Annotated in this window: 22 protein-coding genes and 1 tRNA gene; 18 read left to right on the forward strand and 5 right to left on the reverse strand. The window is 71.0% G+C overall.

Features of this window, described 5'->3' with window-relative positions; genetic code table 11:
• Positions 1–120 precede the first annotated feature (120 nt).
• The 5 genes from ASE68_RS02640 to ASE68_RS02660 all read left to right on the forward strand — a co-directional run bounded on the left by ASE68_RS02640 (position 121) and on the right by ASE68_RS02660 (position 5,920).
• Complete coding sequence (locus ASE68_RS02640; RefSeq protein WP_055854920.1) at positions 121–1,245, forward strand: polyprenyl synthetase family protein; 1,125 nt, start codon at positions 121–123, stop codon at positions 1,243–1,245.
• Positions 1,246–1,308: 63 nt separating this feature from the next.
• Entirely contained in the window at positions 1,309–2,688 is a 1,380-nt protein-coding gene (locus ASE68_RS02645; RefSeq protein ID WP_055854922.1) for an FAD-dependent oxidoreductase, read from the forward strand.
• 159 nt (positions 2,689–2,847) lie between these two features.
• On the forward strand, positions 2,848–3,555 hold the full coding sequence (locus ASE68_RS02650) for an A24 family peptidase (RefSeq protein WP_055854924.1): 708 nt from the start codon (positions 2,848–2,850) through the stop codon (positions 3,553–3,555).
• A 77-nt stretch (positions 3,556–3,632) separates the two neighbouring features.
• Complete coding sequence (locus ASE68_RS02655; RefSeq protein WP_082461905.1) at positions 3,633–4,673, forward strand: alpha/beta hydrolase; 1,041 nt, start codon at positions 3,633–3,635, stop codon at positions 4,671–4,673.
• A 200-nt stretch (positions 4,674–4,873) separates the two neighbouring features.
• Positions 4,874–5,920 (forward strand): hypothetical protein, encoded by a 1,047-nt coding sequence (locus tag ASE68_RS02660; protein ID WP_055854925.1) that lies wholly within the window; start codon positions 4,874–4,876, stop codon positions 5,918–5,920.
• A gap of 81 nt (positions 5,921–6,001) precedes the next feature.
• On the opposite strand, the gene ASE68_RS02665 is transcribed toward ASE68_RS02660, so the two are convergent.
• Together ASE68_RS02665 and ASE68_RS02670 are read right to left on the reverse strand one after the other, a co-directional pair.
• Positions 6,002–6,490 (reverse strand): YajQ family cyclic di-GMP-binding protein, encoded by a 489-nt coding sequence (locus ASE68_RS02665; protein ID WP_055854927.1) that lies wholly within the window; start codon positions 6,488–6,490, stop codon positions 6,002–6,004.
• 149 nt (positions 6,491–6,639) lie between these two features.
• Entirely contained in the window at positions 6,640–7,659 is a 1,020-nt protein-coding gene (locus ASE68_RS02670; protein WP_055854929.1) for a LacI family DNA-binding transcriptional regulator, read from the reverse strand.
• Positions 7,660–7,821: 162 nt separating this feature from the next.
• On the opposite strand from ASE68_RS02670, the gene ASE68_RS20490 reads away from it, so the two are divergent.
• The 5 genes from ASE68_RS20490 to ASE68_RS02690 all read left to right on the forward strand — a co-directional run bounded on the left by ASE68_RS20490 (position 7,822) and on the right by ASE68_RS02690 (position 11,644).
• Positions 7,822–7,989 carry a hypothetical protein gene (locus ASE68_RS20490; RefSeq protein ID WP_170298535.1) on the forward strand — a complete coding sequence of 56 codons (168 nt, stop codon included), beginning with the start codon at positions 7,822–7,824 and terminating at the stop codon, positions 7,987–7,989.
• A 4-nt stretch (positions 7,990–7,993) separates the two neighbouring features.
• Positions 7,994–8,692, forward strand: a complete 699-nt coding sequence (locus ASE68_RS02675) for a PH domain-containing protein (RefSeq protein ID WP_082461907.1) — start codon at positions 7,994–7,996, stop codon at positions 8,690–8,692.
• A gap of 146 nt (positions 8,693–8,838) precedes the next feature.
• Positions 8,839–8,920 (forward strand) — tRNA-Tyr (locus ASE68_RS02680).
• 161 nt (positions 8,921–9,081) lie between these two features.
• A complete protein-coding gene (locus ASE68_RS02685) occupies positions 9,082–9,921 on the forward strand; it encodes an inositol monophosphatase family protein (RefSeq protein ID WP_055854930.1) in 840 nt (279 codons plus the stop codon).
• 295 nt (positions 9,922–10,216) lie between these two features.
• Positions 10,217–11,644, forward strand: coding sequence for a M23 family metallopeptidase (locus ASE68_RS02690; RefSeq protein ID WP_055854932.1), 1,428 nt, complete (start codon positions 10,217–10,219; stop codon positions 11,642–11,644).
• Between the two features lie 158 nt (positions 11,645–11,802).
• Here the strand turns inward: ASE68_RS02690 and ASE68_RS02695 are convergent, their stop codons facing one another.
• Positions 11,803–13,500, reverse strand: a complete 1,698-nt coding sequence (locus ASE68_RS02695) for a glycoside hydrolase family 13 protein (RefSeq protein ID WP_235480744.1) — start codon at positions 13,498–13,500, stop codon at positions 11,803–11,805.
• Between the two features lie 267 nt (positions 13,501–13,767).
• Between ASE68_RS02695 and ASE68_RS02700 the strand changes: the two genes are divergently transcribed.
• The 5 genes from ASE68_RS02700 (at position 13,768) to ASE68_RS02720 (ending at position 20,351) form a co-directional block, all read left to right on the forward strand.
• Complete coding sequence (locus ASE68_RS02700) at positions 13,768–14,997, forward strand: maltose ABC transporter substrate-binding protein (RefSeq protein ID WP_055854936.1); 1,230 nt, start codon at positions 13,768–13,770, stop codon at positions 14,995–14,997.
• A 117-nt stretch (positions 14,998–15,114) separates the two neighbouring features.
• Positions 15,115–16,755, forward strand: a complete 1,641-nt coding sequence (locus ASE68_RS02705) for an ABC transporter permease subunit (protein ID WP_055854938.1) — start codon at positions 15,115–15,117, stop codon at positions 16,753–16,755.
• Complete coding sequence (locus ASE68_RS02710) at positions 16,755–17,738, forward strand: sugar ABC transporter permease (RefSeq protein ID WP_082461910.1); 984 nt, start codon at positions 16,755–16,757, stop codon at positions 17,736–17,738. Before ASE68_RS02705 ends, ASE68_RS02710 begins: the two co-directional genes overlap by 1 nt.
• A 60-nt stretch (positions 17,739–17,798) precedes the next feature.
• On the forward strand, positions 17,799–19,718 hold the full coding sequence (locus ASE68_RS02715; protein WP_055854939.1) for a glycoside hydrolase family 13 protein: 1,920 nt from the start codon (positions 17,799–17,801) through the stop codon (positions 19,716–19,718).
• 114 nt (positions 19,719–19,832) lie between these two features.
• Entirely contained in the window at positions 19,833–20,351 is a 519-nt protein-coding gene (locus ASE68_RS02720; protein WP_055854941.1) for a DUF4190 domain-containing protein, read from the forward strand.
• Positions 20,352–20,388: 37 nt separating this feature from the next.
• Here the strand turns inward: ASE68_RS02720 and ASE68_RS02725 are convergent, their stop codons facing one another.
• Positions 20,389–20,706 carry a PAAR domain-containing protein gene (locus ASE68_RS02725; protein ID WP_055854943.1) on the reverse strand — a complete coding sequence of 106 codons (318 nt, stop codon included), beginning with the start codon at positions 20,704–20,706 and terminating at the stop codon, positions 20,389–20,391.
• Positions 20,706–21,995 carry a hypothetical protein gene (locus ASE68_RS02730; protein ID WP_157421503.1) on the reverse strand — a complete coding sequence of 430 codons (1,290 nt, stop codon included), beginning with the start codon at positions 21,993–21,995 and terminating at the stop codon, positions 20,706–20,708. Before ASE68_RS02730 ends, ASE68_RS02725 begins: the two co-directional genes overlap by 1 nt.
• Positions 21,996–22,171: 176 nt before the next feature.
• Here ASE68_RS02730 and ASE68_RS02735 point away from each other — a divergent pair, with 176 nt between their 5' ends.
• The 3 genes from ASE68_RS02735 (at position 22,172) to ASE68_RS02745 (ending at position 26,986) form a co-directional block, all read left to right on the forward strand.
• On the forward strand, positions 22,172–22,795 hold the full coding sequence (locus ASE68_RS02735) for a response regulator transcription factor (protein WP_055854947.1): 624 nt from the start codon (positions 22,172–22,174) through the stop codon (positions 22,793–22,795).
• Positions 22,796–22,982: 187 nt separating this feature from the next.
• Complete coding sequence (locus tag ASE68_RS02740; RefSeq protein ID WP_055854949.1) at positions 22,983–26,369, forward strand: hypothetical protein; 3,387 nt, start codon at positions 22,983–22,985, stop codon at positions 26,367–26,369.
• Entirely contained in the window at positions 26,366–26,986 is a 621-nt protein-coding gene (locus ASE68_RS02745) for a DUF4255 domain-containing protein (RefSeq protein ID WP_055854951.1), read from the forward strand. Before ASE68_RS02740 ends, ASE68_RS02745 begins: the two co-directional genes overlap by 4 nt.

The raw sequence follows: 26,986 nt of genomic DNA on the forward strand, positions 1-26,986 counted from the left end.
CCGCTGGCCTGAGCCGGAAGGGCGCCCATCGAGGGCAATCGCCGGCGTGTCCAACCCGGGGGCTCGCCGTGGATGCGGCGTCGACCGGGCGCACAGGTCCACCCCGATAGACTCGGAGACGTGAATCCGAGCCATCCGGTCGTGCGTCGCGGCTCAGCGCTCGCTGCCAACCTCGGTCTGAGCGAGCGCCTGTTCGCGTCGACCGCCGACAAGGCGATGGCGAAGGCCATCGACGACGGCATCGATCGGGTCGAAGCGGGTCTCGTCCGTGAAGTCAGCTTCGCCGATTCGATCGCGGATGCCTCGACCCGCTACCTGCTCGACGCGGGCGGCAAGCGCGTGCGCCCCATGCTGACGCTGCTCACCGCGCAGCTCGGCGCGGGCATCACCGACGACGTCGTGACGGCCGCCGAGGCGATTGAGATCACGCACCTCGGCTCGCTCTACCACGACGACGTCATGGACGACTCCGAGCGGCGGCGCGGCGTGCCGAGCGCGCAGACCGTCTGGGGCAACTCGGTCGCGATCCTCACCGGAGACCTGCTCTTCGCCCGTGCGAGCCAGCTGATGGCCGAGCTCGGCGAGCGCGCCATCCGCATGCAGGCCGGCACCTTCGAGCGCCTCGTGCTCGGGCAGCTGCACGAGACCGTCGGGCCGGGCGAGGGCGACGACCCCATCGAGCACTACATCCAGGTGCTCGCCGACAAGACCGGCTCGCTCATCGCCGCGGCCGCGCAGTCCGGGCTCGTGTTCTCGGGCGCCGACCCCGCCTACGAGGCCCCGGTCGTCGAGTTCGGCGAGAAGATCGGCATCGCGTTCCAGCTCATCGACGACGTGATCGACCTCTCGCCGCAGCCCGAGACCACGGGCAAGGTGCCGGGCACCGACCTCCGCGCCGGCGTCGTCACGTTGCCGGTGCTGCGCCTCGCAGAGCTCGCGAAGACCGATGCCGCGTCGGCCGACCTGCTCCGGCGCATCGAACGCGACGTGATGGTGCTGGTCGACCCGGCAGACGCCGGCGACCCCCACGACACGAACACGCTCGCCTCGCGCATCGTGCCCTCGCGCGAGACCGTCGACGCGATCGTCGCCGAGCTGCGCGACCACGCGGCCACCAAGGCCACCCTCGACGAGGCGCACCGCTGGGCCCGCGAGGCCGTCGAGGCGCTCGCGCCCCTGCCAGAGGGCACCGTGAAGAAGGCGCTGATCCGCTTCGCCGAGACGGTCGTCGACCGGGCGAGCTGACGCAGGGCGACGGGCGCTCGACGGGCGCACCGGCATCCGAATTCCGATGGAGGATCGAGCACCGTGACCAGGAACAAGCTTCGACTCGCGATCGTCGGTGCCGGGCCGGCGGGCATCTACGCCGCCGACATCCTGCTGAAGGCCGAGCGCAACTTCGACGTCTCGATCGACCTGTTCGATCACCTCCCGGCGCCCTACGGTCTGGTGCGCTACGGCGTCGCCCCCGACCACCCGCGCATCAAGGGCATCATCACGGCCCTCCGCGAGGTGCTCGACCGCGGCGACATCCGCATCTTCGGCAACGTGCGCTTCGGTGAAGACGTCACGCTCGAGGACCTCAAGCACCACTACAACGCGGTCATCTTCGCCACGGGGGCCGTGAAGGACGCCTCGCTCAACCTGCCGGGCATCGCACTCGACGGGTCGTACGGCGCGGCGGAGTTCGTCAGCTGGTTCGACGGGCACCCCGACGTGCCGCGCACCTGGCCGCTCGAGGCCCGCGAGGTCGCCGTCATCGGCAACGGCAACGTCGCGCTCGATGTCTCCCGCATCCTCGCCAAGCACGTCGAGGACCTGATGGTCACCGAGATCCCCGACAACGTCGCCGCAGGCCTCACGGCATCGCCCGTCACCGACGTGCACGTGTTCGGACGCCGCGGACCGACATCCGTCAAGTTCACGCCGCTCGAGCTGCGCGAGCTCGGCGAGCTGCGCGACGTCGACATGATCGTGCACGACGAGGACTTCGAGTACGACGACGCGGCACGCGCGGCGGTCGCCGGCAACAAGCAGGTCTTCGTGATCGACAAGGTGCTGCAGCAGTGGCGGCAGCGGTCGGTCGGCGAGGCGAGCCGTCGCCTGCACCTGCACTTCTTCGCCAAGCCGCTCGAGATCGTCGACGACGGCACCGGCCGGGTCGGCGCGATCCGCTGGGAGCGCACGAGGTCCGACGGCGCCGGCGGGGTCGTCGGCACCGGGGAGATCCGCGAGATCCCGGTGCAGGCCGTCTACCGGGCCGTCGGCTACTTCGGATCCCAGCTCTCCGGCGTGCCCTTCGACGAGCAGCTCGGCGTGATCCCGAACCACGAGGGCCAGGTGCTCACGCGCGACCCCGAGACCGGCGAATCGCGCCAGATGTACGGCGTCTACGCCACCGGCTGGATCAAGCGCGGCCCCGTCGGCCTCATCGGGCACACGAAGTCCGACGCCATGGAGACGATCAAGCACGTCATCAACGACCTCGGCAACTGGTGGACCCCCGAGTCGCCCTCCGAGGAGTCGGTGCTCGAGCTGCTCGACTCACGCGGCATCGCCTACACCGACCTCGACGGATGGCACCGCCTCGACCAGCACGAGCGTTCGCTCGGCGAGGCCGACGGTCGTGTGCGCATCAAGGTCGTGCCCCGCGACGACATGGTGCAGGTCTCGCGCGCCGAGGGGTAGGGCTGGGCCGGCCGGGTCGGTCGGGTCAGTCGGGTCGGCTCCGGTCGGGTCCGTCGCTTGCGCTGCCGCTCGGCTCGAGCTCGACGACGGGCGGATGCCGCGGCGCGACCTGTGCACGATGCCCGCGCCTGAGCGTGGCGAGCCGCTACGCTGCTCGACGTGCCGCCCGAGACCTCGACCGCCGTCGCGTTCGCGGTGATCGCACTGCTCGCCGCCGCGCTCGGCTGGGTGCTCGGGTGGTGGCCGCTGACGGGCTGGGTGCGGCGATCGCTGCAGAGCCCGGCGTCGTCGCTGCGGAGCCCGGCGTCGTCGCTGCGCACCGTTCGCGTCTCGGCCGCCGTCGTCACGGCGATCACGTTCGGCCTCCTCGCGCTGCGGTTCGGGCTGTGGCTGCTGCTGCCCGCCCTGCTCGTGTTCGCGGCCTCGGCGACCGTGCTCTCGCTAATCGACCTCATCGAGCACCGCCTGCCGAACGCGGTCGTCTTCCCGACGCTCGGCGTGGTCGCCCTGCTGCTGCTCGTGGTGCCGCTGGCGCTCACCGGCCGCTCGGCCTTCGTGGTGTCCTCGCTCGTCGGCGCGGCCGCGATGTTCGCCGTCTACCTGCTGCTCGCCCTGATCTCGCCCGGCGCCATGGGCATGGGCGACGTGAAGCTCGCGCTGCTCATCGGGCTCGTGCTCGGCTGGTTCGGCGTGACCGCGTGGATCATCGGTCTGCTCGCCGCGTTCGTCATCGGCGGCATCCTGGCGATCACCGGGCTCGCGCTCCGGCGCGTCACGCTGCGCGGCTCGATCCCGTTCGGCCCGTCGATGCTCGCCGGGGCGGTCCTCGCCCTGCTGTTCGTCGGCCCGCCCACCGCGGGCGGCTGAGCGTCGGAGTCGGTGACCCTCGGTCGACCGCGGCGCCGACGATAGGCTGGGCGCACCGAGACCCCGGGGGAGGTGTCGTGGCCGACCGACCTGCCGAGCAGCATGACGAGCGCGCAGCCGAGCAGCACGATGAGCGCTGGCGTCCAGACGTGCTCGGACCGGGCTTCGAGCAGCGCACCCTGCCCCTCGGCGCCGACGACGAGGGCGAGGTCGTCGCGACGCTCGTGCGGCACGATCCCGGGTTCCGCTGGCCGCTGCGGCGCGGCGCGGCATCCGGAATCGACGTGCTCTACGTGCACGGCTGGAGCGACTACTTCTTCAACCCCGAGCTCGCACGCTATTGGTCCGGTGCCGGCGCGCGGTTCTTCGCGCTCGACCTGCGCAAGTATGGGCGCAGCCTCAGGTCGGGGCAGACGCCCGGGTTCGTCACCGACCTCGCCACGTACGACGAGGACATCGAGGCGGCACTCGAGGTCATGGGCCACGGGCGCGGAGCCGCGGCATCCGCCCGGTCGCTCCTGCTGCTCGGGCACTCGACCGGGGGCCTCACGCTGAGCCTCTGGTCGGCGCGCAACCCCGGACGGGCGGCGGCCCTCGTGCTGAACAGTCCGTGGCTGGAGTTCCAGCTGAGCAGCGCCGGGCGCGCCGCACTCGCGCCCGTCATCGGATGGGGCGCACGCGTGAACCCGCTCGGACCGATGCCGAACGTGGATCTCGGCTTCTACACGCGCACCGTCGCGAAGGAGTTCGGCGGCGAGTGGGAGTACTCGCACGAGTGGCGGCCCGACCGCGGATTCACGGTGCACCCCGCCTGGCTCACCGGCATCCTCGCCGGGCACGCGAAGGTGGCCGGGCGCATCGACGTCGGCGCGCCCGTGCTCACGCTGCTCTCGAAGCGGTCGACGCTGCTGCCCCGGTGGGACGAGGCCATGCGCGCATCGGACATCGTGCTCGTCGTCGACGAGATCGCGGAGCGCACCCTTCGCCTCGGACCCGAGGTGACGGTCGCCCGCATCGACGGCGCGCTGCACGACGTGTTCCTCTCGCGGGAGCCCGTGCGCACCGCCGCCTATGCGGCGATCACCCGCTGGCTGCGCGGCTACGCCCCGCGTCGCTGACCGCGCCCGCCCCGCCCCGAGCGGCTGCCGCGCGTGGAGGGAGCTTCGGCGCGGTGAGGTCGCGCCGAGGCTCACTCGGTGTGCAGAACCGTCCTCGCTCGATGCGGCGACTCGTTCTGCACAGGCGGTCGGCGGGCGTGGTTGCTCGGCAAGATGCTCGATCCGGGAGCGAGGGCGTCCGGACCGGGGAGCCTTGGCGGATGGAACTTCCCAGGCTGCCCAACGGCCTCATCCGGTTCGCCGACGTGCGTGAGGCAGGACTGCAGCGAATTCTCGCCGCCGACGTCGCCGCTCGTCGAATCGTCCGCGTGAGGCGGGGCGTCTACGTCGACGCGCCTCCGCTCGGAACACCGGAGTGGCGCCGAGATGAACTCCGTCACACCCATCTCGTCTCTGCTGCGGCCGAGAGCATGCGGGCACCGGTGTTCACGGGGTTCTCAGCGCTCGCGCTCCTCGGGTTGCCGAGCTACGGCCGATGGCCGCGCGACGTCTGCGTGCTCGCCGAAGGCCCGACCGGTCATCGTCGCCCGGGTGTCGTCGCCGTCGCGGCCCCGCGCCCGCCAGACGTCGGGAGTGTGCAGGGCGGCATGTTCGTGACCTCTGTGGAGTTCGCCCTCATCCAGGCCTGTCGCGTGGGCACGCTCGCCGCGGCCCTGGCCGCGGTCGATGCCGCGCTCTGGGTGCCGAGTGGCGGGAGACGCGCTCCGCTCACGACGATCGAACGGCTGCGCGGTGAGCACGAGCGACTGACGCCCTATCCCGGCAGCCGCCGAACGGAGGCCGTGCTCGTTCGCGCGACGAGCCGATCCCAGACCGTGCTCGAAACGGTCAGCCGACTCGTCATCGAGGAGTGCGGGTTCGAGGCGCCGGTTCTGCAGGAGCCGTTCCGGCTCGACGAGCTCGCGATGACCGCGGACGTCGACTTCTGGTGGCTGTCGGTGCGTGCCATCGGCGAGGCTGACGGTCGCGGGAAGTACCTCGCGGGTGCGAGCGCCCACGGATCCGCGGTCCCGGCGGGGGAGTCGCGCGTCTCGGCGATCGCAGCCCGTGCGGTGATCCGGGAGAAGGACCGCGAGAATGCGCTCCGCCGCCGAGTGACGTCGATGGACCGCTGGGACTGGACCGACATGGTGCGCAAACACCCGCTCGAGCAGCGCCTGCTCGCCATGGGAGTGCCACGCACGAGGCCGCGCCGGGCGCTCGTCGGCTCGCCCGAGGCATCCGTGCTGCGCTCAGATCGTGCCTGAGGACGGTTCGATGCGGAGAGGAACACTCGAGCGGTCCTCACCGCATCGAAGTCACCTCAGGAGCGCCCGGGGCGACCGCGCTCAGCGGAAGTTCGTGAACTGCAGGGCGACCTCGAGGTCCTTGCCCTTGAGCAACGCCATGGTCGCCTGCAGGTCGTCGCGGCTCTTGGACGAGACGCGCAGCTCGTCGCCCTGGATCTGGCTCTTGACCGACTTGGGCGCCTCATCGCGGATGATCTTCGAGATCTTCTTCGCGTTCTCGCTGTCGATGCCGTTCTTCAGGGCGATCTCGATGCGGAACTCCTTGCCCGAGGGGTACGGCTCACCGGTGTCGAGCGAGCGCAGCGTGATGCCGCGCTTGATGAACTTCGACTCGACGACCTCGAGCACGGCCTTGACGCGCTCGTCGGTCTGCGCCTTCAGCAGGATCTTCTCGCCCGACCACTCGACCGAGGCGCCGACGTTCTTGAAGTCGTAGCGCTGCTCGACCTCTTTGCGCGCCTGGTTGACGGCGTTCTCGGCCTCCATGTGGTCGACCTTGGAGACGATGTCAAACGTGGAATCAGCCATGCGGGCCAGTCTACCGAGGGGGTCGCCCCTGCGAACAGCGCGCGCCAGAGCAGAGCGGATGCCGCGGGCGGGCGAGGTGCGCCCGGTCCTGGCTGCGGGACGGCCCGCACCGCCGGTCACCGTCGCCGGCGCGTCGCCGGCACCCGGCGTCAGGCCGGTGGCGGGGTCGCCGTGGACGAGCGCACGCGCAGCTCGAACGGGAGGGGCGTCGAGGCGGGCGTCGCGGCATCCGACCCGGGTTCGAGCTGCTCCATGAGGATCTCGACGGCCTTCTCGCCCTGGAATCGCGGGAACTGCGCGACGGTCGAGAGTCCGAAGAAGTCGGCGAGGTCGTGGTCGTCGATGCCGACGATGGACACGTCGCGGGGCACCACGAGGCCGAGCTCGCGCGCGGCGAGGATCGAGCCGATCGCCATCTCGTCGGAGGCCGCGAAGATCGCCGTCGGGCGGTCGTGGGGCACGCCGAGCAGCTGCTTGGCCGCGTGGAATCCGCCGCGGATCGTGAAGTCCGCGGGGGCGAACAGGCGGGTGTCGACCTCGATGCCGGCGTCGCGGAGGGCGTTCTCGTAGCCGTGGCGGCGGTTGGTGGGCAGGTGGAAGTCGAGGTCGTTCTCGAGGTCGCCGCCGATGTGGGCGATGCGCCGGTGGCCGAGGGCGAGCAGGTGCTCGGTGGCGAGGCGCGCGACGGCGACGTCGTCGATCGTGAGGGTCGGCACGCCGGTGATCGGGCCGCCGACGCCGACGAGGGGCTTGCCGAGGTCGTGCAGGCGCGCCACCTCCGGCTCGGTGAGCTCGAGCGAGACGGCGATCACGGCGTCGACGCGCTGGCGGAGCAGGAAGTGCTCGAACACGCTCGAACGCTCGCCGCCGTCGCCAGAGAGGTTGTAGAGGGTGAGGTCGTAGCCGCGGCGCAGGAGCGCGCCCTGCGCGCCCTCGAGCACCGACGAGAAGAACCAGCGGTTGAGGAACGGGATCACGACGCCGATGTTGCGCGTGCGCCCCGAGGCGAGGCTCGACGCGTTCGACGAGACGACGTAACCGAGCTGCGCGGCGGCGTCGAGCACCTTCGACTTCGATGCGGCGGAGACGTGCCCGCGCCCGCTGAGCGCCCTCGAGACGGTCGCCGTGGACACGCCGGCGAGCCGTGCGACCTCTTCGATGCCGGCCATCGCGCCTCCATCCGGGTCTGGCGGAACCTCGACATCCTATCGTCGCAGCCCTGCGTGGCGCGTTGCCCGACCCACCCTCGTAAGGTAGACAGGCACGGTCGGGCCCACGTTCGGGGGAAGGGGCGGTGTCCGCCATCCGCCGAACCGAAGGGAATCACGCACGTGAAGTGGGTCAAACGAATCGTCCTCACGCTCGTCGTGGTGTTCGCCGCGTTCTACGTGATCACCCGGCCCGAAGAGGCCGCGAACATCGTGCAGGGCGCGTTCGGCGCCGTGTTCAGCGCCACCGAGGCGATCGGCCAGTTCTTCAGCACGCTCGCATCCTCCTAGGCGCATGGGCTTCTTCGGAGACCCGCGCGTCGAGCGCTTCCTCATCGCCGATGAGGGCGAGTTCGTCGTCGACGAGGTGCGCAAGCACTGGGCCGCGGTCGCCGGTGCGATCCTCGAGGCGCTCGCAGCGGTGCCGGTGCTGCTGCTCATCCTGGTGCTGCCGTCGCAGGCGTACTGGGTGCCGCTGCTGCTCGCCCTCGGCCTCGTGGTGCATGCCTCGTGGCGCATCATGGGCGCCCGCATGGACCGGTTCGTGATCACGAACATGCGCGTGTTCCGCGTGCACGGCATCCTCACGCAGAACATCGCGACGATGCCGCTCGCGCGAATCCTCGACATCTCGGTGCACCGGCCGCTCATCGGCCGCATCCTCGGCTACGGCCACTTCGTGTTCGAGTCCGCGGCCCAGGAGCAGGGACTGCGCGACATCCGCTTCGTGCCGAAGCCGAACGAGCGCGGCCTCACGATCCAGCGCACGATCCAGCGCGCGGGCCTCCGAGGGTCGGCGCAGGCGTGGCGCGAGGCCGACGAACGACGTGGGCGCGAGGCTGCAGAGGCGGCTGCCGCGGCTGCGGCACCGCCGACCCCGACCGTCGCGCTGCCGTCGATCGTGCCGAGCTCCTCACCGTCGAGCGACACCGCGGAGTTCCCCTCCGAAGACCACAACACGACGGCCGAGATGCCGTGGTGGCGTTCGCAGTAGTCGGTCGTCGGCCGCATGGATCCGGGCTTCCCGAGGGGTGAGCGGATGCCGCGGCATCCGCTTTCGGCGTCGATTTCACGACACGCCGCCTCACGGGTATCCTTGAGTCGCCCCCGGTTGTGTGAAGAACGCGGTCGGGTGCGACTGGCGAGTTACCCAAGCGGCCAAAGGGATCTGACTGTAAATCAGACTGCTCAGCATTCGGGGGTTCGAATCCCTCACTCGCCACCGAAAAGCCCCGGTCAGACGCCTCGCGAACTGAGCCGGGGCTTCGTCGTTCCCGGGGCGAGGCGGGCCGGGCGTCGATCGGGCGTCGATCGGGCGTCGCCCGGTGACCGGCAGGGTGACCGGCAGGTGACGGCGGCAGGGCCGGCGCGTAGCTTGGGGGCATGACCTCTGCTGCGGCATCCGCCGACCTGCTGGAACTGGCGCACGGCATCGCGGTGCGGGCCGGTGCGTTCGCACTCGAGGCGCGCGGGCACGGCGTGAGCGTGGCGGCGACCAAGTCGACGCCGACCGACGTGGTGACCGCGGTCGACCGCGACACCGAGGCGCTCATCCGCTCGCTGATCCTCGACGCGCGTCCGCACGACGGCATCGTCGGCGAGGAGGATGCCGCGCACATCGGCACGAGCGGCCTCGACTGGATCGTCGACCCCATCGACGGCACCGTGAACTTCCTCTACGGCATCCCCTCGTGGGCGGTCAGCATCGGCGTCGCCGAGCGTGGAGGGGCGGATGCCGCGAGCGGCCCGGGCGGCATCGAGGGCACGACCCTGGCGGGCGTGGTGCTCAACCCGGTCAGCGGCGAGCTGTCCGAGGCGAGCCTCGGCGGGGGAGCGAGCTCCGCCGGCCGCCGACTCGCGGTGAACGACGGCGTGCCGCTGCACCAGGCGCTCGTCGCAACCGGATTCGGCTACGCGACGGACGTGCGTCGGCGGCAGGCCGAGGTGCTGCTCGGCGTGCTACCTGAGGTGCGCGACATCCGCCGCATCGGCTCCGCGGCCCTCGACCTCGCCGCGCTCGCGGCCGGGCGCCTCGACGCGTACTACGAGCGCGGGCTCAACGCATGGGACCACGCGGCGGGCGGGCTCATCGCCCGCGAGGCGGGCGCCGTCGTGACCGGGCCGCGCGGGGGTCGCGAGAACTCCGAGCTGCTCGTCGCGGCTGCTCCCGGGCTGCACGCCGAGCTCGTCGCGCTCCTGCGCCGGGCGGGCGTCGACGCCTGATCTGCGGGCCTCACGCGGGCCCGTCGATTCGGAGGAGTTTCGCAGGATCCGGCGTTCTCGTCGCCTCCCAGCGGGGTCTCCGCCGCGGACGGTGCGGAATGCGTGGCGGAACGACCCCGGCGCGACGGATCCGCCCCGCATCCCATGGCGCGAGAGGACGGGTTCGGGGTAGCCTTTACCGATCTGTAATCTCGGCACGGAGTCGGGATGCCACCTCCGCCCCCTGTTCCCCCTGTCGAAGGTTCCCTACGTGCTCGAGTCCCCCCTCGTGCCTGACGACTCAACGCCTGGCACCATGGATCAACTGCGGTCCGGGCGACCCCTGACGCGTCGCGAGCTCCGCGAACGCGAGGCGGCGCAGGCGGTTCACGAGGTGCAGGCGGCCCAGGCGGCTCCGGCGGTTTCACCAGCGCAGGCGGCTCCGCAGGCGCCGACGGCTCGGGTCGCGCCGGCATCGGCCCCCGCGCCGATCCAGGCACCGGCACCCGCGCGCCCGGCGTTCGACGACCTGTTCGGCGGGCGTGCCGCGGCACCCCAGGCCGCCCCCGCGCGGCCAGCACAGCCGGCACAGCCGGCACAGCCCCAGGCCGTCGTGCAGCTTCCCGCGGCATCCGCTTCGGAGCCCCTTCGCACGGAGCCCACGTCCGGCATCGAGTCGCGTCGCGCGCGCCGGGCCCTCGACCACGCCCAGCAGACGCCGGCCGCCGCGGTCCCGCCGATCCCGACGGTGACGCCCCTCGCGATCCCGGCCGCCACGGAGATCACCGGGCTCGACATCTTCGGCCTGCAGACCGAGGCCGAGCTGCCCGCCGCAGAGGCCGCGGAGACCACCGCCCGACGTCAGCGCCACCCGGCCAGTCGGCAGGCCGAGGCATCCGCCCACTCGCCGCGCCGCTCGGCGAGCACCGCCGGAGCCGCGGCCACCGCACCGCACCAGGGCCGTCGACGCAGCACGGCCGAGACGGGTGCCCGCGCCGACCAGGCGTCAGCCCGCGCGATCATTGCCAAGCCGCCTCGTCGCCGTGCTCGCGGCATCGCCAGCATCGTGGCCATGAGCTTCGTGGCGATGCTTGCCGTGACGACCACGATCCCCGCGCTGTCGCTGCTCACCGAAGACGACGTGCAGGCGCTCGCGCTCACCCAGTACGGCACCGACTCCATCGCGGGCCAGCGCATGCTCATCAACGGCGACGTCGTCGCGCAGTCGGTCGATCGCGAGGGCTACGCGTCGCAGACCATCGAGGAGTACGCCGAGGCCGCCGGCATCCGGCCCGAGGCGACCTTCACGAACAACCCGAGCGGCACCATCCAGTGGCCGTTCGCGGTCGGCGTGCACATCGGCGACCGGTTCGGCTACCGCGACTGCGCCGGCTGCTCCGAAGACCACCACGGCCAGGACTTCAACCCCGGATACGGCGCCGAGATCCAGGCCATCGCCGACGGCGTCGTGTCCAACTCGACCGACGAGGGCGGATCCCTCGGCGTCGTCACCATGATCGACCACCAGATCGACGGCCAGACCGTCACGAGCGTGTACGCGCACATGCAGTACGACTCGCGCCGCTTCGAGGTCGGCGACACGGTGCACGTCGGCGACGTGCTCGGCAACACCGGCACCACGGGCATGTCCACCGGCCCGCACCTGCACTTCGAGATCCGCATCGGCGGCATCAACGGCGAGTGGGTCGACCCGCTCGACTGGCTCTACGCCAACACGAACTGACGCGACCCGTTCCGAGTGGCCTCGGTGCACCTCTGCCGAGCGGATGCCGCGGCGGCCCCGCCGCGCAGGCATTCGGTTGCGCATGGATTCGGTCGCGCACGGAACGGGCCGGCGTCCGCGAGGTGCGGAGGCCGGCCCGTTCGAGCGCGGATGCCGGGCTAGGCGGCGATCCAGATGGTCGTGTCCGCGGGCAGCGTGCCGCCGTCGAGCGGCGAGCTCGCGAGCAGCACCTCGCCCGCCGGCAGCGGCACGGGGGTCGAGCCCGTGTTCGCCACGACGAGCACGCCGCTGTTGCGGAAGGCCAGCACGGATGCGTCGGCGACGCCGTCGAGCTCGGTCCACTCGAGGGTTCCGGCACCGAGCGCGTGCTCGCGCCGCAGGCGGAGGGCCGTGCGGTAGAGCTCGAGCGTCGAGTCCGCGTCGCCGCGCTGCGCGTCGCGCGCGAGCGTGCGCCACAGCTCGGGCTGGGGCAGCCAGGGCGTGCCGGTGGCGCCGAAGCCGTAGTTCGCGGCATCCGCGTTCCATGGCAGCGGCACGCGGCATCCGTCGCGCCCGTAGCGCTCGTGGTTCGTGCGGAACCAGGTGGGGTCCTGCCTGGCGTCGTCGGGCAGGTCGATGACCTCGGGCAGGCCGAGCTCCTCGCCCTGGTAGAGGTACGACGAGCCGGGCAGCGCGAGCATGAACGCGGTGGCCGCGCGGGCACGGCGAACGCCGGTGGCGTACTCGGGCAGGCCCTTCGAGCGCGCGCCGAGGCCATGGCCCTGCGGGTTCGCCTCGGTCAGCGCGAGGCGTGTCGCGTGGCGCACGACGTCGTGGTTCGAGAGCACCCAGGTCGAGGGGGCGCCGACCGCACCGAACGCGTCGAGCGAGGCGTCGACGACCGTGCGGAGCGCTGCGGCGTTCCAGGGCGTCTCGAGGTAGGCGAAGTTGAACGCCTGGTGCATCTCGTCTGGGCGCACCCACTTGGCGACCCGGGGGAGGGGGTCGACCCAGGCCTCGGCCGCGAGGATGCGATCGTCGGGGTACTCGTCGAGCAGGGCGCGCCAATCGCGGTAGATCTCGTGCACGCCATCTTGACCCCAGTAGGGCGCACCGTCGCCCTCGTCGCTGATCTCTGGCTCGAGTGCGACGCCGTCACCGTCGCCGGCGACACCGCCTGCGCCGCCCATGCTGCCGCCCTCGGCCGGCGGGGTGTAGTCGGGCAGGCCGTCGGCCTTGATCATGCCGTGCGCCACGTCGACGCGGAAGCCGTCGACGCCGCGGTCGAGCCAGAAGCGCAGGATGCGGCGGAACTCCTCGCGCACCTCGTCGTTCGTCCAGTCGAAGTCGGGCTGCGAGCTGTCGAAGAGGTGCAGGTACCACTGTCCGGGCTCGCCGTCGGCCTCGACGATGCGCGTCCACGCGGGGCCGCCGAACACGGACTCCCAGTTGTTGGGCGGCTCGTCGCCGGCGGGGCCGCGTCCGTCGCGGAAGAGGTAGCGGGCGCGCTCGGCGCTGCCCGGCGCGGCGGCGAGTGCGGCCTGGAACCACTCGTGCTCGTCTGACGAGTGGTTCGGCACGAGGTCGACGATCACGCGGATGCCGCGGGCGTGCGCCTCGGCCAGCATCGCGTCGAAGTCGGCGAGCGTGCCGAAGAGCGGGTCGACGTCGCAGTAGTCGGCGACGTCGTACCCGGCGTCGCGCTGGGGCGACGTGTAGAACGGCGAGAGCCAGATGGCGTCGATGCCGAGCTCTTCGAGGTCGACGAGATGCGCGGTGATGCCCGCGAGGTCGCCCATGCCGTCGCCGTTCGCGTCGGCGAAGGAGCGCGGATAGATCTGGTAGATCGTGGCGGTTCGCCACCACTCGGAAGTCATGGCGACACTGTACGACATCCGTCAACCCAATGGAAACGCTTGCATAACGCGCCCGAAACCCGAATGGTCACAAACCCGTATCGATAGCGGCATCCCGGTTTGGCGATTGACTTGAGGAAAGGTATACCTGTAATCGCTTGCATTTCTTGCGGGCATTCCAACGGAAGAACGGCCTTTCGGTCACGGTGCACGTCCTCTCCCCTGAACGGGGCACGGGGCACGCGCCCGGCGAAGGCGCCGGTCTCACGCACACTGAAGGGCACACCAATGAGGGTGAACACGAAGAGCCTCCTCGCCGCAGGCGCTGTCGCGGTCGTCGCGACGCTCGGCCTCGCGAGCTGCGCCGGCGCCGACAGCGGCTCCGAGGGCGAAGCCTCGGCCAGCGGCACGCTGACCGTCTGGGTCGACGCCGAGCGCGTCGACGCGCTGCAGGCCGCAGCCGACGCGTACTCCGAGGAGAAGGGCGTCAAGGTCGAACTCGTCGGCAAGGACAACGCCGACATCAAGGACGACTTCATCCAGCAGGTGCCGACCGGCAAGGGCCCCGACATCACCATGGGTGCGCACGACTGGCTCGGCGAGCTGTCGACCAACGGCGTCGTCGCCCCGCTCGAGCTCGGCGACTCCGCTGCCGACTACCTGCCCGTCGCGATCGACGCGTCGACCTACGAGGGCACCGTCTACATGCTCCCGTACGCGGTCGAGAACATCGCCGTGCTGCGCAACGCCGACCTCATCCCCGAGGCGCCGACCAGCTTCGACGACATGATCGCGAAGGGCAAGGCCGCCGGCCTCACCCAGCCGTTCGTCGTCGAGCAGGGCGCAGAGGGCAACCCCTACCACCTGTACCCCTTCCAGACCGCGTTCGGCGCACCCGTCTTCGGCTCGAACGCAGAGGGCTACGACCCCACCGACCTGCAGCTCGGCAACGAGGGCGGCGACGCGTTCGCGACGTGGCTCGGCGGCCAGGGCAAGAACGGCACCGGAGTCTTCAACACCGACATCGACGGTGACATCGCCAAGCAGGCCTTCCTCGACGGCACGGCCGCCTTCTGGCTGACCGGCCCGTGGAACGTCGGCGCAGCCGTCGACGCCGGCATCAACGTGGCGGTCGACCCGACCCCGAGCCCGACCGCCGACCCGGCCCAGCCGTTCGCCGGCGTCAAGGGCTTCTTCATCTCCGCCGAGTCGAAGAACAAGGTCGCCGCGAACGACTTCCTGGTCAACTACCTCGGCAGCGAGGACACCCAGCTCGAGCTGTTCAAGGCCGGCAACGTCCTGCCCGCGAACGCCGCAGCCGCCGAGACCGCCTCGAGCGACCCGATCATCGAGGGCTTCGCCGCCGCAGGCGCCGACGCCGTGCCGATGCCGGCCATCCCCGCCATGGGCGCGGTCTGGCAGTACTGGGGCATCGCCGAGGCCGACATCATCAACGGTGCCGACCCGGTCGCGACCTGGCAGAAGCTCGCCGCCGACGTGCAGGCGGCCATCGAGTAATACACGGATGCCTCAGGGCGGGGCTCGCTGGTTCCGGTACGCGTCTCGCGCACCACGGCCGGCGGGTTCCGCCTCTGGGCGTACGTCCTCTCCCACTCGACAGGAAGACCACGCAGCATGAGCACCACCATCGACGATCCGGCCAAGGCCGGCGAACCCGGCGCGGGCGGCACGGGCGATCGGCCGCCCACCAAGCGACAGCGACAGGCCGCAGGCATCGCCGACGCGGCATCCGTCGGCGTCAAGGTGCTGCTCGTGAAGATCCTGGGCCTCGGCATCGTCGATGCGCTCGCGATCTTCGGCATCATCATCCTCGTCGGGGCCGATCAGTGGCTCGTCGCAGCGATCGTCGCGGTCGTCGCGATCTTCGTCAACTGGATCTACTTCTCGCGGCGAAAGCTGCCCGCGAAGTACCTCACGCCAGGCGTGATCTTCCTCGTGGTCTTCCAGGTGTTCGTGCTCGTCTACACGGGCTACATCGCCTTCACGAACTACGGCACGGGCCACAACGGCTCGAAGGAGCAGGCGGTCTCGTCGCTCATGGCCTCCTCGCTGGAGCGCGTCGAGGACTCGGCCACCTACCCGGTGACCGTGGTCGACCGCGGCGGCGAGCTCGGACTGCTCCTCACCGACCCCGAGGGCGACGCGCTCGTGGGCACCGCCGAGAAGCCGCTCGAGGCCGTCTCGGCCGAGTTCGACGGCTCGAAGGCGGTCTCCGCCGACGGCTGGACCACGCTCAGCTTCGCCGAGGTCATCGCCCGCACCGACGAGATCACCGCGCTCGCGGTGCCGTTCTCCGACGACCCGAACGACGGTGCCGTGCGCACGCCCGACGGCTCGAGCGCCTACCTCTACGTCTCGACGCTCGAGTACGACGAGGCCGCCGGCACCATGACCGACCTGGACTCCGGCACGGTCTACTCCGACATCGGCACGGGCGCCTTCACCTCGGAGGACGGCGAAGAGCTGCTGCCCGGCTGGCAGATCGTCATCGGGTTCGACAACTTCGTGCGCGCCGTCACCGACCAGCGGCTCGCCGGCCCGCTCCTCTACGTCACCCTGTGGACCTTCGCGTTCGCGCTCATCTCGGTGGCGTCGACGTTCTTCCTCGGCCTCTTCCTCGCGATCGTCTTCAACGACATGCGCATGCGCGGACGCAAGTTCTACCGGGTGCTGATCATCCTCCCGTACGCGATCCCGTCGTTCCTCTCGGCACTCGTCTGGGCGGGCATGATGAACGAGAGCTTCGGATTCATCAACCAGGTGCTCTTCGGCGGGGCCTCCATTCCATGGCTCACCGATCCATGGCTGGCCAAGTTCTCGGTGCTCCTCGTGAACCTCTGGCTCGGCTTCCCGTACATGTTCCTCGTGTGCATGGGCGCCCTGCAGTCCATCCCCGAGGACATCCTCGAGGCCGCGAAGGTCGACGGCGCCCGCCCCTGGGCGGTCTTCCGCCTCATCAAGCTGCCGTTGCTGCTCGTGAGCGTCGCCCCACTGCTGATCGCGTCGTTCGCGTTCAACTTCAACAACTTCAACACGATCTACATGCTGACCGACGGCGGCCCGCGCGACTCGAACGCGCCGATACCCGTCGGCTTCACCGACATCCTGATCACGATGGTCTACAAGGTCGCGTTCACGGGGCAGACCCGCGACTACGGTCTCGCCAGCGCCTACTCGATCCTCATCTTCATCATCGTCGCCGTGATCTCGATCATCGCGTTCCGCCGAACCAAGTCCCTCGAGGAGCTGAACTGATGGCCCGCAAGCCCGTTCCCGGAACCCAGGCCGGCCTCGTGGTGGGCGAACTCGAGGAGTTCGACGACTCGACGCGTGCGCACAGCGCGCTCGCCGACGGCCCCGTGCGCGAGCTGCCGAAGCGCCCGTTCAACTTCAGCCGCTGGTTCGCGGCGACCGGATGGCGCCACATCGTCGGCATCGTCATGATCGCGTTCTCGCTGTTCCCGATCGTGTTCGTCGTCTCGTCGTCGCTGAATCCGAACGGCACGCTGACGGGCTCGAACGCCCTGTTCTCGAAGATCGGGCTCGAGAGCTACGTGCGGATCCTCACCGACCCGCAGGTGCCGTTCACGACCTGGCTCGGCAACACCCTGATGATCTCGGGCATCACGGCGCTGCTCACGGTGTTCCTCGGGGCGCTCGCCGCCTACTCGTTCTCGCGCATGCGCTTCACCGGCCGCCGGTTCGGCCTCATCGGCATCGTCGTGGTGCAGATGTTCCCGCAGCTGCTCGCGGTCGTCGCGATCTTCCTGCTCATGAGCGCGATCGGCGACCTGTTCCCGGCGATCGGCCTGAACACGCACATCGGCCTGATCATGGTCTACCTCGGCGGCGCGCTCGGCGTGAACACGTTCCTCATGTACGGCTTCTTCAACACGATCCCGGTCTCGATCGACGAGGCGGCCAAGATCGACGGTGCCGGGCACGCGCGGATCTTCTTCACGATCGTGCTTCGCCTCGTCGCCCCGATCCTCGCGGTCGTCGCGCTGCTCTCGTTCATCGCCTCGGTGAACGAATTCGTCGTGGCATCCGTGCTGCTCATCGACACCGACAAGCAGACCCTCGCGGTCGGGCTCACGAAGCTCGTCTCGAACCCGCGCTACGCCGACTGGAGCGCATTCTCGGCCGGAGCCGTCATCGCGGCGCTGCCGGTCGTGGCGCTGTTCCTCTTCCTGCAGAAGTACATCGTGGGCGGCCTGACGGCGGGCGCGGTCAAGTAGGGCGGATGCCGCGTGGCGCGAGTTCACGCCGATGTCACACCGTCATGGAAGGGTGAGCGCATGTCCGTTCAGCTGAGTCCGCTGGTTCCGCACCACGACGGATCGACCCTGCACGTCTCGAACGCCGCGCCGGCACTCGGCGAGACGGTGCTCGTGCGGCTGCGCGTGCCCGCAGGGGCGGCGGCCGCCGACGGCTCGGCGATCGGCGAGCTCGCGTGGGTCGGCACCCGGTCGAACCCGAACCGCGAGCCGCGGTTCGCCGAGGCATCCGTCGTCGCATCGCACGATGACGACGGCTGGGCGTGGTGGCAGGCCGAGGTCGAGGTCGAGAACCCGGTGCACGGCTACCGGTGGCTGCTCGTCGGCGCCGACGGCCGCCAGCACTGGCTGAACCAGCTCGGACTCAGCGGCACCGAGACGCGCGACCGCGACGACTTCCGGCTCGTCGCCCACGAGCCGGCGCCTGAATGGGCCGCGTCGAGCATCATGTACCAGGTGTTCCCCGACCGCTTCGCGCGGTCGGCCGCCGCCGACGATCGCCCCGCGCCCGACTGGGCGTACCCGGCCGAGTGGGGCGACCCGCAGCGCCTCGACCCGCCCTACCGTTCGGGGCAGTTCTACGGCGGCGACCTCGACGGCGTGCGCGAGCGGCTCGACCACCTCGCCTCGCTCGGCGTCGACCTGCTCTACCTGACGCCCGTCTTCCCGGCGCGGTCGAACCACCGCTACGACGCATCGACCTTCGACCACGTCGACGACCTGCTCGGCGGCGACGAGGCGCTCGTGCGGCTCGTCGAGGCGGCGCACGCCCGTGGCATCCGCGTGATCGGCGACCTGACGTCGAACCACTCGGGCGACGCGCACGAGTGGTTCCGAGCGGCACAGGCCGACCCAGCGGCATCCGAGCGCGAGTTCTACTTCTTCCGCGACGAGGCCGACGGCGGCGGCTACGAGTCGTGGCTCGGCGTGCCGAGCCTGCCGAAGTTCGACTGGAGTTCGAGCGAGCTGCGCCGACGGTTCATCGAGGGCTCCGACTCGGTGGTCGCGAAGTACCTGCAGGCGCCGTTCGGCCTCGACGGCTGGCGCATCGACGTCGCGAACATGACCGGGCGCCTGGGCGCGGCCGACCTGAACGCCGACGTGCGGCAGACGATCCGGCGCACGATGCTCGACGTGAACCCCGACACGATCCTGCTCGGCGAGTCGACGAACGACGCCGCGAGCGACTTCCAGGGCGACGCGTGGCACGGCGCGATGACCTACACCCCGTTCACGCGGCCCCTGTGGAGCTGGCTGCTCGAGCCCGGCAGCCCGGGCGGCGGTGGCATCGGCTTCGCGCTCGGGCGGGTGCCGACCTTCACGGGCGGCGAGTTCGTCGCGACGCACCTGCGCTTCGCGGCCGAGTTCCCGTGGCGCACACGCGCCGCCACCATGAACGCGCTCGACACGCACGACACTCCGCGGTTCGCCACGCACGCGCGTCCCGGCACGGTGCCGGTCGCGCTCGGCCTCGCGGCGACGCTGCCCGGCATCCCGGTGGTGTGGGCCGGCGACGAGTTCGGACTCACGGGCGAAGACGGCGAGGCGTCGCGCACGCCGATCCCGTGGGGGAGCGAGACCTCGCCAGAGGTCGTGCCCGTGCTCGAGACGTATCGCACGCTGCTCCGGTTGCGGCGCGAGCACCCCGTGCTCGCGGGCGGCGGCATCCGGTGGCTCGCGGTCGGCGACGACGCCGTGGCCTTCGTGCGCGAATCCACGGATGCCTCGGTGCTGGTGTTCGCGGCGCGTGCGGCCGCCGTGCTCGAGTTCGACGCTGCCGCGCTGGGCGGCCTGGGCGCGGTCGCGGGCGTCGAGCACGCAGCGACGGCACTGTACGGCGACGGCCGGCTGGTGGCATCCGACGACCTCGTGCGCCTCGAGAGCGACGCGCCCGCCTTCACCGCATGGCTGCTGCCGGGGGTGGCGTCGCCCGAGTGGTGACGCTTCGCCCGATTCCCCGGCGCCGTCCGATGCCCGACCGTGTCGACGGAGCCCTGTGTCCCACTACGATTGCGAACTGACCTGGCACCCCACCCATACCGAGCCGGAGCCCCAATGGACGCCCCCACGCCCACGCCCATCCCCGCTGCCCCGACGGCGCCTGGCGCTGCGATTCCGCCAGCCGCCGCACCGCACGGTGTCCCCGCGCCCGATGGCGTCGCGCCGTACGGTGGCGCTCAGTACGGAACCGCGCAGTACGGAACCGCGCAGTACGCAACCGCGCAGTACGGCGGCGCGCAGTACGGCGTCGCGCCCGCCGCCCAGGCTCCGGTCTGGACGCCGCCGGCGGCGGCCCCGCAGAACGCGCTGGCCTGGGTCTCGCTCGGCCTCGGGCTCGCCAGCCTGATGTTCGGACTCCTCGCCTCGATCGCCGCGGTCATCTGCGGGCACATCGCCCGCCGTCAGATTCGCGAGCGAGGCGATCAGGGCGCCGCCGCAGCCCTCATCGGGCTCATCTTCGGATACGTCCTGAGCGGGCTGATCATCGTCGGCCTCGTGCTGTACGTGCTCTTCCTGCTGGCGTTCGTCGGCCTCGGGGTCGCATCGCAGTCGGGCGTGTCCACGAGCCTCTGAACCGCTTCAGCGGGCGCCGCGGCCGCCATCGGCGCGCTCACCCGCCGATGATCACCGTCGGAGCGCCGGGGCCGGGCGCGATGGGCTGGCCGTGCATGCTGAGGTCGCCGACGCGGGCGGCCGGGAACCCGCCGATCAGCACCGTCATGCTGCCCATCGCGATGCCGTTCGGCGCGGGCGAGACGCAGACGATACCGCCGGGCATGGCGTTCGCGACCGCGGCCGGCATGTTCGCGATCAGCACGGTCATGACCGCGGCGGCGGGCGTGATGGGGCCGCCGACGTGAGGCTTCGGGCCGTCCATGAGCGCGCAGAGGGCCGTGTCGCCTGCTCGGAGTGCTGGGCCGGTGGGCATCAGCCGGTCTTCGTGATGACGCGGGCGGTGATGAGCACGCTGGCACCGCACTCGGTGCGGGCGGGCCCGCTGACGGGCGGCGCGATCTGGGCGCAGTCCAGCGTGGCGAAGAGCTCGTCCTCCGCGGCCAGCTGCAGCGGGGTCACGAAGTGGAAGTCGATGTCGCGGAAGTTCTCGAGCCCGGTCGTGAAGATCGGCGCCACCACGTCGCGATTCTCGATCGTCAACGTGCCGAAGTCGCCACGGGGATTGCTGATCACCACGTCGGTGATGCGCAGCACCGAGTTGGCCGGCACCACCCAGCGGTCGCTCTCGTCGGGGGCGCCGCCCGGGACATCCGACATTTCGAAGCGGATGTCGATATCGGTCGAGCTGGACACGGGCTTGACCGGCTCCGTCGGCTGGCCGACGGCTTCGAGCGCGTCGTTCGCCTTCTGCGCGGCGGAATCGGCTTGCTCGGCCGCAGCGCCGGCCTGCTTCGACGCTGAATCGGCCTGCTCGCTGGCCTTGGCCAACGGCTCCTCGACCGCGTCGCGCGCGGCGGACTCGATCGTCGGCTTCAGCACGAAGAACCAGAGCGCGAGCAGCAGCAGGAGGAGTGCGAGCAGGGCGAGCAGGAGCTTCCACAGCCACTTCGGGAACACGCGCTCCTGCACGTAGCTGCCCGGCAGCACGAACGGTTCGTCCACTCCCTCGGGCGCGACGAGCACGGTGAACTGGTGCGTGACGGGGTCACCGCGCCACACGCGCCTGACGGGCCGGAGGTCGATGTCGACGAACTCGGTGTGACCCGGGTCGACCGAGACATCCGGCGTCGGCGTCGAGAGCCCGAGGCGGTCGTCGCTCTGGCCGGCGATCGAAGCGACCAGGGGCATGTTGCCGCGGTTGTCGATCGCGACCCGCACCCGCTTGCGCCCTCGGCCGTGCGCAATGCGGGGCAGCAGCTCGGCCTCGGTCTCGGCGAACGGCGTGACCGTGAGCATGGCCTCGGCGACGACCTGGACCTCGGGCTGCTCGACCGCCCGCGCACGGATGCCGAGCGCCACCTGCCCGACGAGGGAGTCCGGCAGCCGCGGCGCGTACACGGTGACCGTCGCCGTCTCGGTCTGGCCGGGGTAGATCGTGAGCGTCGCCGGCTCGATGCGCGTCCATGCGGCGGCAGCGCCGAGCGCCGTCAGCTCGAACGACTCCACGAGGAGCGTGTCGTTGAGCACGCTGACGGTGAGCGTCGCCGCCATGCCCGGATCGATGGACAGGGCGGCCGGGGCGATGGTCGCACTGGTTGCCATGGCGTCACCGTATTGGCGCGGCGGCGGCGCGCAGCAGGCTGCGCGGTCAGCCGGTCGCGCACCCGAAGTTGCCCGTTGAGCGGTTGTTGAGTGCGCGAAGAGGACGTCGCGGCATCCTGTTCGTATTCCCCCTGCACGAGTGCACTGCTGCACGCCATTCCGATCCAGGGGGAGTCATGACCAGAACGACCGTGCGGGTCTACGCACGAGATCCGATCTCCGAAGCGGGCGTCACGAGCGCGCTCCGGCCGAGGCCAGAGGTGCGGGTCGTCGGGCCCGACGACCCGGAGGCGCCGGAGGTCGTGCTCGTCGTCGTCGACGAGTTCGACGACGAGACGATGAACAGCCTGCGGTTCCTGCGCCGCAACGGCGAGGCGCGGGTGATCCTCGTCGCCGCGCAGCTCGACGACCGGGTGCTCGTCGATGCCGTCGAGTGCGGTGTCGTCGGGCTGCTGCGCCGCTCGGAGGCGACGACCGACCGCCTGCTCGCGGCGATCACGGCTGCAGCCGCAGGCGAGGGCACCGTTCCGCCCGACCTGCTCGGGCGCCTGCTCGACCAGGTCGGCCGACTGCAGCGCACCGTGCTCGATCCGCGCGGCATCACCTTCAGCGGCCTTGCGTCGCGGGAGGTCGAGGTGCTGAAGCTCGTCGCCGAGGGCTGGGACACCGCGCAGATCGCCAAGGAGCTCTGCTACTCCGAACGCACCGTGAAGAACGTGCTCCACGACGTCACGACCCGCCTGCAACTGCGCAACCGGTCGCACGCCGTCGCCTACGCGGTGCGCGAGGGGCTCATCTGAGCGGATGCCGCGCGGCGGCGTCCGGTCGTGTGACCGGGTGTCGCCGGGTCGGTGCCCGTCGGGGCATCCGCGCATGCGCGGAAGGGTGCCCGCCGTCGGATGCCGCTCGGCGCCGCTGCCTCGAATGTTGGAAGGTCGGAGGAGGACCGTGACGAGCCGAAGCCGGATCGCCTGGGCGAGTGTCGCCATGACGCTCTCCGTGCTCCTCGGCGTCTCGGCGGTGGGCACATCACCGATCGCTGCGGCTGCGCCGGACCGGGCCGCCGTGATCGCGGCAGGCGCGGAGCCGGCGGTCTCGCCGCCAGCACTGGCGGTGCCGGCTCTCGCGATGCCGAACGTCGCGGTGCCGCCCGCAACCCGGCCCGCTGCCGGAACCAGCGCCCCTCAAGCACCCCACGAGGTTCCGGCCGCGCTGCCCACCGAGGAGTTCCCGGGCGGGACGAGCGACGGGGTGACGATCGAGGACCCCGACAACGGCGTCGGGTTCGACCTCGCGATCACGGCGACGCCGGCCACGGTCCAGCAGGGCGGACCCGTGGATGTGGCATTCACGGTGACGAACCACGATGTGCCGCTGCCCGAAGTCGGTGCGGTGCTGCTCGTCGCGCTGTCGTGGAACACCAGCCAGTTCCGATCGGTGACCGATTCCGCGACCGGCGACACCTGGGCGAACCGGACCACGACCGGGAACTACCGATACGACACAGTCCCGCGCAACTCGGGTGCGGTGTGCGTGCTCGGCGGCATGGCGCCTGGGGTCGCCGACGGGTGCTCTGCGCAGTTCCGACACCTCGGTGGGCGCCCCGCGGCGATCAGCCAGTTCACGGTGGAGGTGGTGTCGTGGGGCAGGGCGCTCTCCGGCTCGACGGTGGATGACCTCGAACCCATCGCGATCGATCCGAACCTGCACGCGCTCGCGAGCGCCCCGGTGGAGTCCGACCCGGTCTTCGACCTCACCGTGCAGAACTACGACCACCTCTCACTCGCGGCGGTCGGCGACGACGAGCCCGTGCTCGGCAGGTTCGCCGTCTTCAGCAACGAACTCGCCCTGCGCCCCTTCGACGATGCAGAACTCGTCGTCAGGCTCTCGTGGCCGCAGGGCATGGTGCTCGAAGACCCGCCGCCGACCGGCTGCATCGCGGTCGGAACGTCTGCACTCGACTGCACGATCGACGATGCGAACCTGCTGCCCGGCCTCCCGGACGAGCCGGTCGACTACGACGACCTCTACCCGCGGGTGCTGCGCGAGTGGGACCTGCACTTCACGCCGCCGGCGTCGCAGGCCGAACGCGAACGGCTCGACGCGTTCGCCATCTCGTTCGTGAGCGGGTGGACGTACATCGAGCCGATCATCAGCCTCACGTCGTGGGCGAACCGATCGCACGGCGCTTCGGGCGTGGGGCTCGCTCCGACGTCGCGAATGGCTCCGACGTCGCGAATGGCCCCGGCCTCGCGCGAGACCCGGGTGGTCCCTGCCGCGAGTCCTCCTCCGTCGGGAGGGGTCGCCATGACGCCCGCCTGGGCGAGCTCCGGAAGCACGCCGTACGCGCTCCTCGACCGGGTCTTCACGACGACGACCGAGGCAGATGCCGAGTTCCTCTCGTCGGGCGGTGGCGACGAGGTGGCCGTGGTGTTCACCGTCACGCACCATCCCGACGTCACGACGGTGCTGCCGGCGTCGCAGGTCTCGGTGCGGCTGGACTGGCCGGACTTCGTGGATCCCCTCGACGTCCCGGACGGCTGCACCTCGTACCTCGACCACGTGTGCATGATCGAGGGCCTCGACGAGCCCGGCGCGACGGCCGAGATCACCATGGAGTTCGAGGTGCGCGCCAGCCCGCCGGCGTTCGGCCGGTTCAGGATCAGCGCCGAGTCCGTCGTCATCGTCGAGTCGAACTCCGACGGCGACATCGAGCACGTGTACCCCGACCGCTGGGTCGAGTCGAGTTCCGACCGGCTGACCCTCGACGACGCACTCGTGACCCTCGACGTCGTCCTCAGCGAGGACTACGTCTGGGAGGACGGTCCGATGCTGGCGGCGAGGGTCATCCCGACTCGCGCCGAGCGGGACGACGGCGATGGCGGCGACCTCTGGGACCGGCTCATCGTCGGGATCGCCATCACGTGGCCCGAGTACCTCGACCTCGTCAGCACGCCGTCGGGCTGCACGTTGCAGACCGACGGGATGGTCTGCGAGGTCGAGTTGGACGAACCGGGCATCCCTCCGAGCATGGGCGTCCTGCTCGCCTTCACCGTGGGTCCCGGCGTGACCGACGGCGAGGTCACGGCCGAGGGCGCCTACCTCCAGGAGTTCGACGGCGAGGAGACCGACGACCTGCCCGTGGAATGGGTCGTTCCCGACGACGAGCCCGTGGCGGGCGTCGCCCCGTTCATCCCGCTCGACGTCGAGGTCGAGCGCGACCTCGTCTGGGAGGGCGGCGACGACGTCGGCGCGACGATCACCGCGACCCGCAACCCGTTCGTCACGGGCAGCAGGCGCGAACCCTTCGGCGTGCTCGTCGTCGAGGTCGCGATCACCTGGCCGGCCTTCCTGCATCCGACGGCCCCGCCGACGGGCTGCGAGTCGTGGGACGGCACGATCTGCGCGATCCTGCTGCCGAAGCCGGGGGCGGTCGTCGAGATCGGACTCGAGTTCTCCGTCGGGGGCGCGCCTCCGGGGGCGGTCGTCACCGGGGCCGTGCGCGCGGAGGCCGTGCGCCTCATCGCGCAGGACGCTGACGGCGCACAGGACCTGCCGACCGAGTGGGTCACCCCCGACGAGGACGCCGTGACCCGCATCAGGGCGGCGATCGGCCTCGACCTGACCCTCGATCGCGATCCGGGCTACACGGGCGGCAAGCAGCTCGTCGTCACGACGAAGATATCCCGCGAGAAGGCGGGGCCCGACCTTCCGGGGCTGGAGATCACGCTCGACTTCGAGTGGGCGGGGTACCTCACGCGCACCGCCCAGACGGGGTGCGCGACCTTCGCCGGGTCGACGTGCACCGTGACGGGACTCGATGAGCCAGGGGCATCCGCCGTGGTGACCGTGACCTTCTCGATGCCGCCGCCGACGCTGCCGGCCACGCAGGAGGTGGCTCCCCGCACGAACGACATCGTGGTCGACGGGGTGGGTCTGTCGTTCGTGCCGCCCCCGCCGCCGGTGCCCGGTCCCGCCCCGGAGCCCGAGCCGGTCGACGGCACCCTGCCGCCCTCGTGGATCGGCCAGGACCGCGAGCCGTTCACCGTGCTGCAGCCGCACCTCCTCATCGCACAACCCGTGGCGGCGCCGGGCGATGTGATCGCGGCGTACGGCAAGTACCTGCCGCCGAACGCGGACATCACGCTGCGGTGGGAGGGGCTCGCGACGATGTCGGCCATGCAGTGGCCGAACCCGGACAACCCGACCCAGACCCGCTGGTCGCTCGTGATCCTGCGCTGGCAGTTCGCGGGTGCCCGCACGCTCATCATGCACAGCGAAGACGGCCAGTTCGCCGACATCCCGTCGAGCAACCAGTTGCTCGTGGTGCCGCGTTCGGCGAGGGGCCCGGACATCGTGGGGAGAGGCGGATGATCGGCGAGATCGACGAGGCGCTCCGGTCGCTCGTGAAGGCGTCGGACGGCATCGCCGCCGACATCGACATCGCGCTCGACGCCCCCACGAAGGACTGGGCGGCGAGGCGCAATGCGCCGACGGTCGACCTGTTCCTCTACGACATCCGCGAGGACGTGCGCCGGCGCGAGTTCGGCTTCATCGAGTCGCGCGACGAGCGCGGCGTCGTCGTCTCGCGTGCCCCCGCGCCGCGCTACTTCAAGCTGTCGTACCTCGTGACCGCGTGGACGCAGCGGCCCGATGACGAGCACCGGCTGCTCGACGCGCTGCTGCGCTGCTTCCTGCGCTTCGACGCGATCCCGGACGGGTTCGTCGTCGACACCCTCGCCGAGACCGGGCTGCCGTGCTCGATCACGATCGCGCAGCCGCCGCCCGAGGACCGCGCGTTCGCCGACGTGTGGTCGTCGCTCGGCGGCGAGTTGAAGCCGTCGCTCGACGTCGTGGTGACCGCACCGCTCAGTCGCGCCATCGCGTACCACGTGGGCCCGCCGGTCACGGCCGGCGTCGGCGCCAGTTTCGAGGCCATGGGATTCGGGAGTGAAGATGCCAGGTTCGAGCCGGCCTCCGACGAGGACTGA

This window comes from Agromyces sp. Leaf222, from assembly GCF_001421565.1.
In the GTDB taxonomy this organism is placed as follows: Bacteria; Actinomycetota; Actinomycetes; order Actinomycetales; family Microbacteriaceae; genus Agromyces.

What these genes read in the sequence shown, in the direction of transcription:
- ASE68_RS02690 (WP_055854932.1), top strand. Translation starts at nt 10,217, where the DNA reads ATGGATCAACTGCGGTCCGGGCGACCCCTGACGCGTCGCGAGCTCCGC.
- ASE68_RS02705 (WP_055854938.1), top strand. Translation starts at nt 15,115, where the DNA reads ATGAGCACCACCATCGACGATCCGGCCAAGGCCGGCGAACCCGGCGCG.
- ASE68_RS02745 (WP_055854951.1), top strand. Translation starts at nt 26,366, where the DNA reads ATGATCGGCGAGATCGACGAGGCGCTCCGGTCGCTCGTGAAGGCGTCG.
- ASE68_RS02730 (WP_157421503.1), bottom strand. Translation starts at nt 21,995, where the DNA reads ATGGCAACCAGTGCGACCATCGCCCCGGCCGCCCTGTCCATCGATCCG.
- ASE68_RS02735 (WP_055854947.1), top strand. Translation starts at nt 22,172, where the DNA reads ATGACCAGAACGACCGTGCGGGTCTACGCACGAGATCCGATCTCCGAA.
- ASE68_RS02670 (WP_055854929.1), bottom strand. Translation starts at nt 7,659, where the DNA reads ATGGCCGGCATCGAAGAGGTCGCACGGCTCGCCGGCGTGTCCACGGCG.
- ASE68_RS02700 (WP_055854936.1), top strand. Translation starts at nt 13,768, where the DNA reads ATGAGGGTGAACACGAAGAGCCTCCTCGCCGCAGGCGCTGTCGCGGTC.
- ASE68_RS02660 (WP_055854925.1), top strand. Translation starts at nt 4,874, where the DNA reads ATGGAACTTCCCAGGCTGCCCAACGGCCTCATCCGGTTCGCCGACGTG.
- ASE68_RS02665 (WP_055854927.1), bottom strand. Translation starts at nt 6,490, where the DNA reads ATGGCTGATTCCACGTTTGACATCGTCTCCAAGGTCGACCACATGGAG.
- ASE68_RS02685 (WP_055854930.1), top strand. Translation starts at nt 9,082, where the DNA reads ATGACCTCTGCTGCGGCATCCGCCGACCTGCTGGAACTGGCGCACGGC.
- ASE68_RS02675 (WP_082461907.1), top strand. Translation starts at nt 7,994, where the DNA reads ATGGGCTTCTTCGGAGACCCGCGCGTCGAGCGCTTCCTCATCGCCGAT.
- ASE68_RS02695 (WP_235480744.1), bottom strand. Translation starts at nt 13,500, where the DNA reads ATGACTTCCGAGTGGTGGCGAACCGCCACGATCTACCAGATCTATCCG.
- ASE68_RS02715 (WP_055854939.1), top strand. Translation starts at nt 17,799, where the DNA reads ATGTCCGTTCAGCTGAGTCCGCTGGTTCCGCACCACGACGGATCGACC.
- ASE68_RS02720 (WP_055854941.1), top strand. Translation starts at nt 19,833, where the DNA reads ATGGACGCCCCCACGCCCACGCCCATCCCCGCTGCCCCGACGGCGCCT.
- ASE68_RS02710 (WP_082461910.1), top strand. Translation starts at nt 16,755, where the DNA reads ATGGCCCGCAAGCCCGTTCCCGGAACCCAGGCCGGCCTCGTGGTGGGC.
- ASE68_RS02740 (WP_055854949.1), top strand. Translation starts at nt 22,983, where the DNA reads ATGACGCTCTCCGTGCTCCTCGGCGTCTCGGCGGTGGGCACATCACCG.
- ASE68_RS02725 (WP_055854943.1), bottom strand. Translation starts at nt 20,706, where the DNA reads ATGCCCACCGGCCCAGCACTCCGAGCAGGCGACACGGCCCTCTGCGCG.